10 protein-coding genes and 1 pseudogene are annotated in these 15,219 nt (G+C 44.5%); 6 read left to right on the top strand and 5 right to left on the bottom strand.

Annotation, left to right across the window (positions count from 1 at the left end):
* Window positions 1–57 precede the first annotated feature (57 nt).
* From PY364_RS21675 to PY364_RS21655, 5 genes are all read left to right on the top strand, one after another.
* The gene (locus PY364_RS21675) at window positions 58–528 is read left to right on the top strand and encodes a MarR family transcriptional regulator (RefSeq protein WP_275526177.1); all 471 of its coding nucleotides are present in this window, start codon (window positions 58–60) and stop codon (window positions 526–528) included.
* A 234-nt stretch (window positions 529–762) separates the two neighbouring features.
* Complete coding sequence (locus tag PY364_RS21670; RefSeq protein WP_275526175.1) at window positions 763–2,424, top strand: HlyD family efflux transporter periplasmic adaptor subunit; 1,662 nt, start codon at window positions 763–765, stop codon at window positions 2,422–2,424.
* Between the two features lie 585 nt (window positions 2,425–3,009).
* Window positions 3,010–4,722 (top strand): mechanosensitive ion channel domain-containing protein, encoded by a 1,713-nt coding sequence (locus tag PY364_RS21665; RefSeq protein WP_275526173.1) that lies wholly within the window; start codon window positions 3,010–3,012, stop codon window positions 4,720–4,722.
* Between the two features lie 213 nt (window positions 4,723–4,935).
* A complete protein-coding gene (locus PY364_RS21660) occupies window positions 4,936–6,195 on the top strand; it encodes an MFS transporter (protein WP_275526171.1) in 1,260 nt (419 codons plus the stop codon).
* Window positions 6,196–6,205: 10 nt separating this feature from the next.
* The gene (locus PY364_RS21655) at window positions 6,206–7,789 is read left to right on the top strand and encodes a DHA2 family efflux MFS transporter permease subunit (protein WP_275526169.1); all 1,584 of its coding nucleotides are present in this window, start codon (window positions 6,206–6,208) and stop codon (window positions 7,787–7,789) included.
* A 175-nt stretch (window positions 7,790–7,964) separates the two neighbouring features.
* Here PY364_RS21655 and PY364_RS21650 read toward each other — a convergent pair whose 3' ends face one another.
* The 4 genes from PY364_RS21650 to PY364_RS21635 form a co-directional block, all read right to left on the bottom strand.
* The gene (locus tag PY364_RS21650) at window positions 7,965–8,810 is read right to left on the bottom strand and encodes a nitrate ABC transporter ATP-binding protein (RefSeq protein WP_275526167.1); all 846 of its coding nucleotides are present in this window, start codon (window positions 8,808–8,810) and stop codon (window positions 7,965–7,967) included.
* 120 nt (window positions 8,811–8,930) lie between these two features.
* On the bottom strand, window positions 8,931–10,931 hold the full coding sequence (locus tag PY364_RS21645; protein WP_275526165.1) for a nitrate ABC transporter ATP-binding protein: 2,001 nt from the start codon (window positions 10,929–10,931) through the stop codon (window positions 8,931–8,933).
* A 205-nt stretch (window positions 10,932–11,136) separates the two neighbouring features.
* The gene (gene ntrB, locus PY364_RS21640; RefSeq protein ID WP_275526163.1) at window positions 11,137–11,982 is read right to left on the bottom strand and encodes a nitrate ABC transporter permease; all 846 of its coding nucleotides are present in this window, start codon (window positions 11,980–11,982) and stop codon (window positions 11,137–11,139) included.
* Window positions 11,983–12,112: 130 nt separating this feature from the next.
* Window positions 12,113–13,501, bottom strand: a complete 1,389-nt coding sequence (locus PY364_RS21635) for a CmpA/NrtA family ABC transporter substrate-binding protein (protein WP_275526161.1) — start codon at window positions 13,499–13,501, stop codon at window positions 12,113–12,115.
* A 652-nt stretch (window positions 13,502–14,153) separates the two neighbouring features.
* Between PY364_RS21635 and PY364_RS21630 the strand changes: the two genes are divergently transcribed.
* On the top strand, window positions 14,154–14,912 hold the full coding sequence (locus PY364_RS21630) for a superoxide dismutase (RefSeq protein ID WP_275526159.1): 759 nt from the start codon (window positions 14,154–14,156) through the stop codon (window positions 14,910–14,912).
* Between the two features lie 174 nt (window positions 14,913–15,086).
* Here PY364_RS21630 and PY364_RS21625 read toward each other — a convergent pair.
* Window positions 15,087–15,219: pseudogene (locus PY364_RS21625) on the bottom strand (photosystem II protein D2); the annotation flags it as partial.

Below are 15,219 nucleotides of genomic sequence, written 5' to 3'. Positions count from 1 at the left end.
TTGACAATCCCCAAAAAGCACCTTACACTAATAGTACGAACACAAAGTAAATTACCAATGGTTACTATATCTACTATTAATCGCAAATCTCCGAGTCGATGGCATGGCGTTCTCGCCCCCCACAGCATCGGCTACCGGATCAAGCTGCTGGCCCAACTCAGCGGCCGCAGGTTTCAAGAAAGGCTGGAACCGTTTGGCTTAACGCCTTTTCATTGGTTAGTGCTGTGCTGCTTGTGGCAAGAAGACGGTCTCCCTACTTCTAGCATTGGGGAGAAACTGCAACAGGTAGGGGGTACATTAACAGGTGTAATCGATCGCATGGAAGAACGGGATCTAGTCCGCCGGGAACGCGATCCTAACGATCGCCGTATTTGGCGCATTTGGCTGACGGAAGCTGGCCGGGAACTAGAAGACGTACTCCCACCGATCGCGATCGGTATCCGCGAACAAGCCATGAAAGGAATTTCCGTCCCCGATCGCGAACTCTTCTCAGACCTAATGGATCGCGCGATCGCAAATCTTTCCTAAGCAGATTTCACCGATAGAATCACCCTAATGGATGAAGTGCAACCGCTGCCACCTCTTGTAAATTTAAAACTAATCCTCAAATTACCGAAATAGATGAAGTGCAGCCGCCGCCACCCTTTGTAAATTCAAACTAATCCTCAAATACTACGTACTCTAAACAAAAGCAGTCTTAATACCGTAAAACTACGTACTCTAAACAAACGACATCTTAGTAAATACCAGGAGAGAACTACCATGCAACGCCCTAACGAAGAAATCAACACCGCAGAACTCAACGGCAAAGGAAAAGGAGTCGCCGTTCTAGAAAAGCCCAATGTCGGCGTTGCAGATGTTAGCGATAAAATAGTGCCTGTGGCCGAGACCGAGACAGCGATCGCACCCACCACAGAAACAGAGCAAAAACAGCAGCCAGCCGAACCGCCCAAGAAAGGCGGCCCCAACTTACTAATTTTAGGAATATTAGGAATAGGCGCGATCGCCGCCAGCACTTTTGGCTATCGCTACTGGCAATACGCCTCCGCCCACATCGAAACCGAAAACGCCACAGTTTCCGGCCACATCCACCAAGTCAGCACCCGTATTAACGGTACTGTCAGCGACGTACTCGTAGCAGATAACCAGCAAGTAAAGCAGGGACAACTGCTAGTCAAACTCGACCCGCGCGACTACCAGGTTAAAGTCCAGTTAGCCCAAGCGGCCCTCGAAAGCGCCCGTCGCCAAGCTCAAGCAGCCGAATCCAGCGTTTCCCTCGCCTCTCAAACCAACCAAGGTAAGACAACCCAAGCTCAAGGAGACATCTCAACAGCCCAAGCTGCCATAGGTACTGCTCAAGCCGCCCTGAGAGAAGCCCAAGCCGGCGTACCCGCAGCCGAAGCTATTGTCGCCCAAGAAGAAGCCGGAGTCCCAGCAGCCCAGGCGAAGGTAACACAAGCAGAATCAGGCATTCCCCAGGCTGAAGCGAGAGTTAGGGAAGCCCAAGCGGGAGTTTCTGGGGCTCAAGCGAGGTTAGCCCAAGCTGAGGCGACGGTGACAAAGGCTAAGGCTGATTTGCAACGCTACAATGAACTATTTAACGAAGGCGCGATCGCAGGCCAACAACTAGACGCAGCCCGCCAAGCCTACGATGTCGCCGTTGCTCAAAAAACCGCCGCCCAACAAGGAATTGAACAAGCCAAAGCCCAAGTCGCACAGGCTCAACAAGGCGTAGCGACGGCCCAAGCAGCCCTTGCTGAAGCTAAAGAAGGTGTGAACCAAGCCCAAGCAAAAGTCGCCCAAGCTAAAGTAGGGATAGCCAGCGCCGAAGCGAAAGTCGCCCAAGCCCAAGAGGGGATTACTTCGGCTCAATCAAAATTAGAAGCTTCCAAAGGCGGATTGCAACAGGCGCAAGCGACCGGTCAGCAAACGCAGGTTAACCGATCGCAGTACAATGCAGCATTAGGTGCGATCGCGCAGTCAGAAGCCACCCTCAAAGACGCTCAACTGCAACTTTCCTACACGAATATTACTGCACCCGCCGCCGGACTTATCGGGCGAAAATCGGTAGAAGTTGGTCAGCGCGTGCAGCCGGGAACGCCTTTAATGGCGATCGTTAGTAATGAGTATTGGGTGACAGCCAACTTTAAAGAAACGCAACTGGCAAATATGAAACCCGGCCAAAAAGTAGAAATCAAATTAGATGCTTTCCCTAATCATCAGTTTGAAGGGCGCGTCGATAGTTTCTCACCAGCATCAGGTTCTCAGTTTACCTTATTGCCTCCCGATAATGCTACTGGCAACTTTACGAAAATTGTGCAACGGATTCCCGTAAAAGTTGTGTTTATCCCCGAAACTGTCAAAGGATATGAATCGCGGATTGCACCGGGAATGTCTGCTGTTGTCAATGTCGAAATTAAATAGTTAACGGTTAACGGTTAACTGCTAGTTGTCATTGCGAGCGAAGCGAAGCAATCGCAATAGTTGAAAATCGATTCGGGATTGCCAAAGGTTAGTTTTGCAACATGACTTACGCAATACGCATCTTCTACCATTTTCTCTCATTGCGAGTGAAACGAAGTAATCTCAAACCCTGATACTGTCGTTATAGCAACCGCCAGGGCGATTAGGGCAAGTACAACTGTTACCTTTAGTCCTGAATCCTTTACAGAGTAACCTCTTCCCTCTTCTCTCTTCCCTAGCCCCTAGCAAGAGAGCCCCTAGCTATACAATGCGTAAGTCCCGTTGCAATTGTGCTTAAATTGGCTAAGAATGATAGAGAATGTATAGAACCCATTTGACATCTATAGCAACCTTCTTGGCAGTTAGGACGTTCTGAGTTCCTGAAACTAGCTGATTCTATTCCCTTCTTCCCCTTCTTCCCTAGCCCCTAGCCTAAGCGCCCCTAGCCTAAGCGCCCCTAACCGACGAAAGCGGTTGCTATAAGAGGCTAGGGTGTGCTTTCAAAAGCTAAAGAGAGACTTCATTTTTAAATATCTTGATAAAATCATGTTCAACAAAAAATTCAGAAGATCGATCGTCCTGGCGATCGCCATCTTGTTGTTCGCTATGGCTTTACCCTTTTCTTATGCTCAGGAAAAGAGTGTCAGCCAGAAAGCCACTGCTTACTCCGTTGTCTTGTCAGGAGAGCCATTATTTGAAATTAAAGCCAGAATTGGCTCATTTTCACCCGAAGTACGCGCTCAAGCTATCAGTCAAAGGATCGAAGCCTTTGCCGAAGATTCATCGATTCCAATTGACTCCTTAAAGCTTGAAGATAAAAAAGATGAAACCAACATCATGGACGGAGATAAAATAATTCTTTCTCTGGTAGAAGCGGATGCAAAAGTTGCCCAAAAAAGTCGTCAAGAACTTGCTGCTGAATATTTCGATAAAATCAAAGACTCAGTTCAAAGATATCGAGAATCTCGGAGTTTAAGAAATATCTTACTTAGCGTTCTCTATGCTTTTTTAGCAACGATCGCCCTCTTGATTATTTTTAATATCTTGAGTCAGATTTTGTCCAGAACTTTACGGAACTTAGATGAGCGGCACAACATCCGAATCTCACCACTAAGGATTCAAAACATTGAAATTTTACCCGCGACCCAGATTACGGATATTCTAATCAGTTCTTTTAAATTTCTGCGGTTAGTTGTGTTTCTAGGGATTTTTTATCTCTATGTGCTTCTAGTTTTGAGCTTTTTTCCTTGGACAAAGCAGATTGGGGCATCTCTATCTCGCTACCTCTTAAAAGCAGTAGGTGGTGTCTTTCAATCATTTTTTTCCTATCTGCCGAATTTGTTTATCATTGCCCTAGTAGTTATTCTCACCTTCTACATCCTCCAATTTGTCCGATTCATTTTTGCAAAAATTGGCAGAGGAAGTTTTGCCTTGTCTGGATTTTATCCAGAGTGGGCAAAACCCACCAGTAAACTGGTTACGTTTTTAATTATTGCCCTAGCTGCGATCGTTGCTTTTCCTTATTTGCCTGGCGCACAGTCTCCTGCTTTTCAGGGTGTGTCCGTTTTTCTAGGTCTACTGCTCTCCCTCGGTTCATCGGCTGCTGTCGCTAATGTGGTCGCAGGAGTTATTTTGATCTATACCCGTGCCTTTGAGGTGGGCGATCGCGTCAAAATCGGGGAGGCGATCGGCGATATTGTCGAAAAAACGTTGCTGGTCACTCGCATCCGCACAATCAAAAATGTCGTGATTACCATTCCTAACGCATCTGTTCTAAGCGCCCAAGTTATTAACTACAGTTCTGCGGCGCAAGACCCTAGCGCGCCCCCATTGATTCTGCACACAACAATTACCCTCGGTTACGACTTGCCCTGGCGAAAAGTCCATGAAGCGCTGATAAATGCCGCTGGTGCCACGCCACACATTTTGGCAGAACCTGTGCCTTTTGTGCTGCAAACCAGCTTGGACGATTTTTATGTCAGCTATGAAATCAACGCCTACACCGACAAGCCCAAGATTATGGCGAAGATATATTCCGAACTGCACCAGAATATCCAAGATAAGTGCAATGAAGTGGGGATTGAAATTCTTTCGCCCCATTACCGAGCGTTGCGGGATGGCAACCAAAACACTATCCCCGAAAATTACCTGCCTGGGGACTATATTGCTCCCGGATTCAAGATTTCTCCTTTGGGTAATTTCTTCAATTCACCCGATCGTAAGCCCAAATCAGATGGGCAAGAATCGTCCGAAGCATAGGACTAGCTATCCCAGCCTCCCTCATTGGATATGTGGCGATCGCCCTGTTCATTCGTGTTGAGGCGATCGCGAAAAGATGTCAAATGGGTTCTATAGCTATTGAGTCGGATACCTTGCGATTACTTCACTTCGTAAGCGCTACGCGCAGGCTACGCCAACGCAATGACAAAAGCCAATAACTAACAACTAACAACTAACAACTAACAACTAACCATGATCGCAATTCCCCCAGCGCTACGCTCCAGAAATTACCGACTGTTTTTCGCAGGACAGGGAATTTCTCTAATTGGTAGTTGGATGACACAAATTGCTTCTATTTGGCTAGTTTATCACTTAAGCCAATCAGCTTTTTTGCTGGGTGTAGTTGGATTTGCTGGTCAACTTCCTACCTTGATTTTAATTCCATTTGCAGGAGTCTTAATAGATAGGTGGAATCGCCACCGAGTTCTAGTTATTACTCAAATACTTGCCATGATTCAGTCATTAGCGCTAGCTTTTTTAGCGTTAACAGGAGTAATTAATATTTGGCACATCATTATACTGAGTTTTTGTCAAGGTGCAATCACTGCCTTTGATGCGCCAGCACGTCAAGCTTTTGTACCAGAAATGGTAGAAAATAAAGAACATTTAGCAAACGCGATCGCGATTAATTCTTCCATGTTCAACGGAGCGAGATTAGTCGGGCCTGCGATTGGAGGATTGCTAATAGCTAGTGTTGGCCCAGGTTACTGTTTTCTAATTGATGGACTTAGTTACATCGCCGTTATTGTAGGTTTATTAGCGATGAAGGTTAAACCTCGAAAACTAGCAGTAATTACCACAAATTCTTTAGAAAGATTGAAAGAAGGTTTCGCTTATGTCTTTGGTTTTTATCCCATCCGTTCCATTATATTCTTATTAGCATTAGTCGCCTTTGCAGGAATGCCATATACAATTCTCACGCCAATTTTTGCAACACAAATTCTGCATGGAGGCCCAGAAACTTTGGGCTTTTTAATGACTGCTTCAGGAGTAGGAGCATTATCGGGTGCGATTTATTTGAGTGCGCGAAAAAGTGTGCTGGGACTAGGTAAATTGATTGCTATTTCGCCAGCAATTATGGGTTTAGGACTCATAGGTTTTGCGTCCTCTCGCCAGTTGTGGCTTTCATTAATAATGATGTTAGTAATTGGCGTTGGTTTCATCCTCACTGTTACATCGGGCAACACATTTTTACAAACAATAGTTGAAGACGACAAACGAGCGCGAGTAATGAGTATTTACGCGATGGCACTATTTGGAGCTACGCCTTTTGGCAATTTAATTGCTGGTGGATTAGCTGATTATATCGGTGCTCCCAATACATTAATTATTGGAGGGATAATTTGTATTTGCGGTTCATTTATTTTTACTAAGCAGCTACCAACCTTAAGGCGTTTAGTGCGACCAATCTATAGTTCAATGGGCTTACTTTCTAACAGCAACCCTAGATAGGTGTAAATCAATGGCTAATACAAGTACAATGCAAAAGCAGCCATCCGAAGAGCGCGTTCCTTTGAAAACTTGGATTGGTTTAATGGGAACCATTCTCGGCGCTTTCATGGCAGTTTTAGATATTCAAATTACCAACGCTTCCCTCAAAGACATTCAAGCCTCCTTGGGCGCAACCTTAGAGGAAGGTTCTTGGATTTCTACGTCTTATTTGGTAGCAGAAATTGTAGTGATTCCTCTAACTGGTTGGCTATCGCGAGTATTTTCCATCCGCTTGTATTTATTAGTCAATGCAGCCCTGTTTACCTTCTTTTCTATCTGCTGTGCTTGGGCGTGGGATTTGAATTCAATGATTGTATTCCGCGCCTTGCAAGGGTTCACTGGTGGTGTTTTAATCCCGATGGCTTTCACCTTTTTACTGACCAACTTGCCACCATCAAAAGTACCAATTGGGATGGCAATGTTTGCGATCACAGCCACCTTTGCGCCGTCAATTGGGCCAACAATTGGAGGATGGTTAACGGAGAATTATGGATGGGAATATGTATTTTATTTGAATTTAATTCCGGGGATGCTTTTGCTGGCTGCTGTTTGGTATGCAGTTGATCCTCAACCGCTGCAAACTGAACTGCTAAAAGGGGGAGATTGGTGGGGAATTATCTCAATGGCGATTGGGTTAGGTTCTCTGCAAGTCGTATTAGAAGAAGGAAGTAGAAAAGACTGGTTTAATTCTGATTTAATTGTCCGTTTAAGTATCATTTCTTTTATTTTTCTGAGCCTATTTTTCTGGATTGAACTGACTCGAAAACGACCTTTTATTAATTTGCGCTTACTAACGCGGAGAAATTTCGGATTAGCAAGTATTGTGAATGTATCGCTGGGGGTGGGATTGTACGGTTCTGTGTACATTTTGCCGCTATATTTGGGTCAGATTCAGCAATACAATTCTATGCAAATTGGCGAGGTAATTATGTGGGCGGGATTCCCCCAATTATTTATCGTCCCAATGGTACCCAAATTAATGCAGCGTGTTGATATGCGGGTACTCATTGGGACAGGGGTTAGTTTGTTTGCGGTGAGTTGTTTTATGAATGCTTATATGACTCACGATTATGGTATCAATGAGTTGCGTTGGTCGCAACTAGTTCGTGCTATGGGACAACCTTTAATTATGGTTCCTCTCTCGACGATTGCAACTGCTGGAATGGAGAAACAAGAGGCGGGTTCTGCTTCGGGATTGTTTAATATGATGCGAAATTTAGGTGGTTCAATGGGGATTGCAGCCTTGGCAACTTTGGTGACACAACGCGAACAATTTCACTCGAATCAATTGGGTAATTCCGTATCTTTATATAACCCGGAAACGCAAGAAAGACTTAATCAAATGACTCAGTATTTTGTCAGTCGAGGGTCTGATTTGAGTGTGGCAAAAGATCAGGCGATCGCAGCTATTGCTAATATCGTTCGCCGCGAAGCTTATGTGATGGCTTTTAATGATTGTTTTTACTTTGTAGGGATTGCTTTACTGTTAAGTGGGATTGCAGTGATATTCTTTAAAAAGGTGAAGTCTGCTGGGGGTGGTGGGATGGCTCATTAAAGTTGTTATAGCAGGAGGCAGAAGGCAGGAGGTTGATTGTATGAAGTTAACTTCGTTACACCCAAACTACTACGATCGCTCTTGCAAAATTTTTCACAATTTGCTATGAAATTTGAGAAATGCTGGATCATCAATTTTCCAGCATTCCCGTGTTCAATCCTTAATACCAAATTGATTAAGCATCTTCATCGTGGGCAAAACGACGGAACAGAAAATCTAAAGCATAATTCCGTAGATTATAATACTCTGGATCTTCCATAATTTGCACGCGATCGCGAGGACGAGGGAAAGGAATTTCCAAAACTTCCCCCACCGTCGCCGACGGCCCATTAGTCATCATTACCAAACGATCGGCTAAAAACAAAGCCTCATCAATATCGTGAGTAATCATCAACACCGTACAACGATGATCGTTCCAAATTTTCAACAATTCCTCCTGCAATTCCTCCTTAGTAATTGCATCCAAAGCCCCAAAAGGTTCATCTAAAATCAACACCTTTGGACGAATTGCCAAGGCCCGCGCAATCGAAACCCGCTGCTTCATCCCCCCCGAAATTTGCGGCGGCCTTTTCTCCGCAGCTTCAGTTAAACCTACCATTGCTAAATGCTCTTTAACAATGGCATTTTTTTCAACTTTTGACTTATTGGGAAATACCGCATTAACAGCGATATAAACATTCTCAAACACCGTCCGCCAAGGTAGCAAAGCGTAACCCTGAAACACCACCATCCGATCGGGGCCAGGCTTAGTAATTTTCTGCCCATTAATCGTCACGCTACCCTGACTAGGATGGCTAAAACCGGAGACCATATTTAATAGCGTGGACTTACCACAACCGGAGTGTCCTATAATCGTAATAAACTCTCCTTCGGCGATATTTAAGTTGATATTTTCTAACGCCTTGTAACCGTTTGGATAGGACTTATAAACATTGTCCATCACTAAAAAAGGCTGGCGGCGATCGTTCCCTAGCTTCAGATTAGTTTTAGCGTTGTTCTGATTGAGAGCAGTGTTAATCATGGGTTAAAAAAATTGTTGATTGTTGATTGTTAAGGTATGTAGTTGGGCTTCAGCCCTCTTAGACCATGAAAGAGGGCTGAAGCCCAACTACATACCTGCTGAAGCCCAACTACATACCTACTAAGCGGAACGACGATGAGAATCAAGGATAACTTCAGCCATTGTGAAATCCCGTTTGATTTCCAAATTATTAAGATATCCAATCGGATCGTCAGCATTAAAAACCGACCCATCAAACAAGGGAAGAGAACCGCGAGAATAAGTAATATCCGACATCCCCAACTCTCGCGCCGCCACACTAAACGGACTAACCCTTACCACTCGTTCCAAAATTTCCACCCAGTTACGGGGAAACACCGTATCGCCCCAGCGGGCCATCTGGACAATGTGCCATAACTGTTCTGTCCGACTGGGACGGTTCACCCCTTCCCCATAAAATAAATGGTGGGCGTATTCCCGCATGGGAGTATCCAGATTGCAAGCAGCAGAATTGGGATCGCCGAGTTGAATGTAATTTTTGTCAGTGGCGACATACTCGCGCCCCGCTACAATTTCCGCCACCTCAGCCGCATGATTAGGATCGGCGCAATACTGAGAAGCCTCCAACAATGCCTTAATTAAAGCAATGTGAGTATTTGGATAAGCATTCGCCCATTCTTCCCGAACCCCTAGAATTTTCCCAGGATGTCCCGGCCATAATTCCAAATCCGTCGCCACTGTAAAGCCGACTCCTTCCATCGAGGCCCGCAAATTCCAAGGTTCCCCCACGCAGAAACCGTCAATCGTACCCCCCTGTAAGTCAACAATCATTTGGGCTGGAGGGATATTTTTCAACAACACATCGCGATCGGGATCGATTCCCCCAGATGCTAACCAGTAACGCAGTAACAAGTTGTGCATCGAGGAAGGGTGAACGATCGCCATCCGATGAGTTTGCGCCGGCGTTCTTTGCAGCATTTTTTTAAAATCTGCCAGGGTGTAAATTCCTTGGTCGTAAAACCGCCGAGCGAGGGTAATCCCGTTACCGTTGCGGCTCATAGTGAGGGCTGTAACTGTTGGTATAGGCTTCTCTTGATGGCCTCCTAAGCTTAACCACGCCGCCATCCCAGAGGGCATTTGCGCGGCATCTAAGTAACCGCCGGCAATGCCATCGACGATGCCGCGCCAACTGGTTTCGCGGACGAGGTGAACTTCATCAAGGCCGTGTTTCGCAAAAAGGCCTTTTTCTTTGGCGACGGCGAGGGGAGCACAGGCGGCGAGGGGGACAAATCCGAGTTCGAGGTTGACTTTTTCCAGGCCGTGACGGGCGATCGCGGGGACTTTTCTCGCCCTTAATTTTTTCACCCGTTTCTGTTGATTAAGGAAGTAAATCATTTCGCTACGTAGGGCGTAGTAACTGGGGTGTGAGACTACTTCCATCCGTTTGCGGGGGCGGGGGATGTCTACTTCGAGAATGCCGCCTATTTTTGATTCTGGGCCGTTGGTTAACATGACGATGCGATCGCTAAGTAACACGGCTTCATCCACATCGTGAGTCACCATCAGCGCACTAATTTCGTACTCTTGGCAAATTTCCATTAATTTCTCTTGCAAATTGCCGCGAGTTAAAGCGTCTAAAGCACCGAAGGGTTCATCTAATAGCAACAGTTTAGGACGTAAGGCGAGAGCTCGCGCGATCGCCACCCGTTGTTTTTGTCCTCCTGATAACAATGCCGGCTGTTTTTCAGCGTGGGGAGTTAAGCCTACCATATCAATGTGTTTTTGAATGATATCAAGGCGTTCAGCTTTGGGTAAACCTTTCATTACCGAATCTACAGCTAGAGTAATATTTTCTCTAACTGTGCGCCAAGGTAGTAGGGAATAATTTTGAAAGACTACCATGCGATCGGGGCCAGGCTGAGTGATTCTTTGGCCTTCAATTGTCACTAATCCTTCGGTGGGTAAGTCTAAACCTGCGACCATATTTAGCAGTGTAGATTTACCACAGCCGGAGTGTCCAATTAAGGAGACAAATTCACCTTTTTTAATTTCCAGATCGATACCTTTGAGGGCAATATATGTGCCACCGTCTGATAAATTAAAGGTTTTTTCAAGTTGTTCTACTGCAATTAAAACTGACATAATTTTCTTGCCTGCGTGTAGATTTGTTTGTACGTAGTTGGGCTTCAGCCCTCCAGGTAAGTAGTTGGGCTTCAGCCCTCCCAGGTAAGTAGTTGGGCTTCAGCCCTCCCAGGTAAGTAGTTGGGCTTCAGCCCTCCCAGGTAAGTAGTTGCACTAGCCTCACTTTGAAGGGAATATAAAGAGCGCTAAAGCGCAACTACGTACCTTATTTTCCTTGTGAGGGAGCGATTTTTTCCTGCAACCAAGCCATCAATCGATCCAGAATTAAACCAACGGCCCCAATGTAAATTACCGCTAACAAAATCTCACTAATGTAGTTTTGTTGGTAAGCATTCCAAATAAAGAAGCCAATACCCGTAATCCCCGACATCACAATTTCTGCGGCAATAATCGCCAACCAAGCCAAACCGATCGCAATTCTCAAACCAGTAAAAATGTAAGGAAGTGCCGAAGGAAACAAGATATTAAAATAATACTCTTTCCGAGAAAGTTGCAACACCTTCGCCACGTTATTGTAATCATCAGGAATCTGCCGTACACCTTCAGCCGTGTTAATTAAAATCGGCCAAACCGAAGTTATAAAAATCACGAACAACGCCGCAGGTTCGTTTTGTTGTAAAGCCGCCAAAGCAATCGGAACCCAGGCCAAAGGTGCAACCATCCGCAAAAATTGGAAAATCGGATCTAAAGCCTTATTTAGAAAAGGATTTGTCCCTACCAAAACCCCGCCGCCAATTCCCACAATTGCTGCCAAAGTGTAGCCTTTTGCTACTCGTTCCAAACTCGCTAAAGTTTGCCAAAACAGGCCAACTCCGTAAGTTTTGGAATTCATAAAAGGATACATCAGCAGAATTCGCGTCCGTTCATCAGTCCACAAACTGCTAGGGCCTGGTAGCTTAATCAGTCCAGAACTTGATAGGAACTGCCAAACAAATAGAAACCCAAATATTCCCAAAAGTGGCGGTAAAATATTCTGAGAATTTTTATTCCAAAACTCACCCAACATTCCTTGGGCATCTAATCCGCCTCTCCGATTTGTACTTACAGCCATTCTCCCAATCTCCTATGTTTCTATTATTGGTTATCAGTTAACAGTTAACAGTTAACAGTTATCAGTTAACAGTTATCAGTTAACAGTTAACAGTCAACAGTTAACAGTTAACAGTTAACAGTTAACTAAATCAAACTTTTTTAATTGCTAAACTGTTGATGTAATCTTCAGGTTTGTCAGGATTAAATTCTTTACCGTCAAAGAACTTTTCCACACCACGAGATGTACTTGCAGGAATATCAGCCTCAGCAACCCCAGCTAATTTGGCAGCTTTTTTCCAAATATCTTCGCGGTTGACTTTATCAATAATCGCCTTACTATCTGTCAAAGTTGTTGTAGGCAGAAAACCCCAGCGCACGCTTTCAGTTAAGAACCACAAATCGTGACTTTTGTAGGGATAAGAAACATTACCAATCCCATCATTCCAGTACAACGGACTCATTTTAAAGTCGTCGATTTCTGGTTTGTTATCACCCATAAGGTATTTACCTGAATAGGGTGGTATCAAAACCTCTGGAGGTACATCAAAGAAATTTTTACTAGAAACAATGGTAACTAATTCGGCTCGATTTTCAGGTTTATCGCACCACTGTTGGGCCTCAATTAATCCTGCTAAAACGGCTTCTGTAGCCTTCGGATGTTTATCTACCCAATCGCTACGAATTGCTAGATATTCCTCTGGATGACCTTTCCAAATTTCAGCCGTAAGGGCCGACATAAAGCCAATCTTTTCTTTCACAATTCGCAGCGGCCAGGGATCGCCGGTACTGAAACCATCCATACTGCCAGTTTTCATATTAGCGACAGTTTGGGCTGGCGGTACTGTTAGCAAACTAACATCTGCATCGGGGTCAATATTGCCGGCTGCTAACCAATAACGAATCCAGAGATCCTGATTAACCTTGGGAAAAGTGTAGGCTGCTTTGAAGGGAGTACCCGCTTTAGCGAGGTCTTTGATATAGTCATGGCCACTTTGACTTATTTTAAGACCTAAGCCTTTACCCTCGTGTTTAAGTGAGACAGCAATGCCATTTCCCTGAGTATTTAACTGCGCTAAAACATACATTGGGATTTGGGCGCTATTCTTAGTAATTAACCCTTGGCTAATCAGATAAGGCATCGGCATTTGCCACTGGCCGCCATCTATACCGCCGCCCGCAGAACCAATTTCTAAGTTATCTCTAGCCGAACCCCAGTTAGCTTGCTTGGCAACTGTAACTTCCGTCATGCCATATTTAGCAAAAAAACCTTTTTCTTGGGCAATAATTAATGCTGCGGCTTCAACGATAGGAATATAACCCAAAGTGACTTTTGTAGTTTCAATTCCTTCTACTCTTTTCTCATTGGGAGTAGCAGTAACTAATGAAGGGGAAGCACCAACCGCACTGGTATTTGCACCTGGTTCTGGGGGATTTCCTAAACAGCCTTTAAGTAGCATTGAACCCAGGGCAGATGCACCTGCTGTCACAATAAACTTACGCCGAGAAAGCCCAGAAAATTGATCTGAAAATCTTGTCATAGCCTAGCCTCGCTGCAATTCATAATCTTCTGTAACGACATTCACTGAAGGTTATCAAAGCGCTTATTTTCGTTTGCTAATTGCGTATTAGCAAACTATTCTCATCTCAGGTAGGCAAGCAAAAACTAAAGATTTATTTAGAATAAGCCTTTAAACTGTCCCTGCTGACTTGAGACTTTTAATAAAGCGATATTTTGATTGGCCGAGTCATGCGCTCTACGCTTTTTGGAAGTAGCACGCTTTCTTGACTTGGTTATTAGCTTACCGCACTCTTGCGGAAATCATAAAACAATTATTAAATTTGATTGATAAGTAAATGTTTTAGGAGGCGGCTGTCAATTAAGTACACCAGGAGGCAGAAGGCAGAAGGCAGAAGGCAGAGGTGATAAAGACTTACGCACAGCAAGTCTGTCATTGCGACCGCAGGGAAGCCGAAGTTGCGAGGGTACGAAGCAAACCCAAACCCTAGATTTTTGATACTTCGTGCGTAAGTCCTGGTTGTCTCTTTTAGAGTATCCAGAGGCAACTGTTAAGGATAGAGCATATTTTCTGCTGAGAGTGATAGCAGAACGTTATGTCTTTTGGCAGACACAGTAGGGTTTATCTTTAAATAAGGTAAAAAGGTGAACATAATTCCGTGGGGTACATGATTATGAGTCTTAAACGTCGAAATTTTTTGTATTTATTTAGCGCCAGTGTTGGAGCCGTTACCTTGGGTGCTTGCCAAGCATCGGGAAACAATTTGTCTGCATCCAAAAATTCCCCTAGCGATCGCGCAATTGCAGCTCAAAGTGAAACTGGTTTCACTTTGCCACCTTTGCCTTATGAATACAATGCTCTAGAACCTCACATCGATGCGCGAACTATGCAGTTTCACCACGATAAACACCACGCTGCCTATGTCAAAAATCTGAACGATGCTATTAATAAATACTCGCAACTGAAAGGGAAGAGTGCTGAGGCATTATTACGAGATATCAATAGTGTACCGGAGGATATTCGCACGGTAGTTCGTAACAATGGTGGTGGTCATGTTAATCATACGATGTTTTGGGAAATTATGAGTCCCAAAGGCGGGGGCGAACCGACAGGCGCGATTGCAACTGCAATTAATCAAACCTTCGGTAGCGTTGATGCTTTTAAACAAAAGTTTAACGACGCAGGCACAAAACGTTTTGGTAGCGGTTGGGTTTGGCTAGTCCTTAATAAAAACGGCAAACTTGAGATTACAACTACTGGTAATCAAGACAGTCCTTTAATGGAAGGCAAATATCCAATTATGGGAAACGATGTTTGGGAACACGCCTATTATCTCAAATATCAAAACCTGCGCGGCGATTACCTAAAAGCGTGGTGGAATGTTGTCAACTGGGCGGAAATTAATCGGCGGTATGAGAAAGCGATCGCTTAGTATTTGTTGATGGTTAACTGTTAACTGTTAACTGTTAACTGTTAACTGTTAACAACAATAATAAAGTCCCTGCTAAAAAGCAAGGACTTTAAAAGTATTAAGGGTGAAGTGTAAACAGTTTCATCCTGAGTTTTAGTTTCTAAAAGGCTTTGAGCCTAGAAGAGTGAAGAATTCTTACAAAGCGTTACCGCGAGGAAGAACTTCTTCAGGGAAGATGAAGTTTTCATGCGGTTGATCTTGAGGAGCCATCCAAGCGCGGATACCCTCATTAAGCAGAATGTTCTTAGTGTAGAACGTTTCAAACTCA

It is taken from the genome of Kamptonema sp. UHCC 0994, from assembly GCF_029167235.1.
Classification (GTDB): domain Bacteria; phylum Cyanobacteriota; class Cyanobacteriia; order Cyanobacteriales; family Microcoleaceae; genus Kamptonema.
Note: the sequence above shows the minus strand (reverse complement) of the source record. Positions and strands in the feature narration are given on the sequence as shown.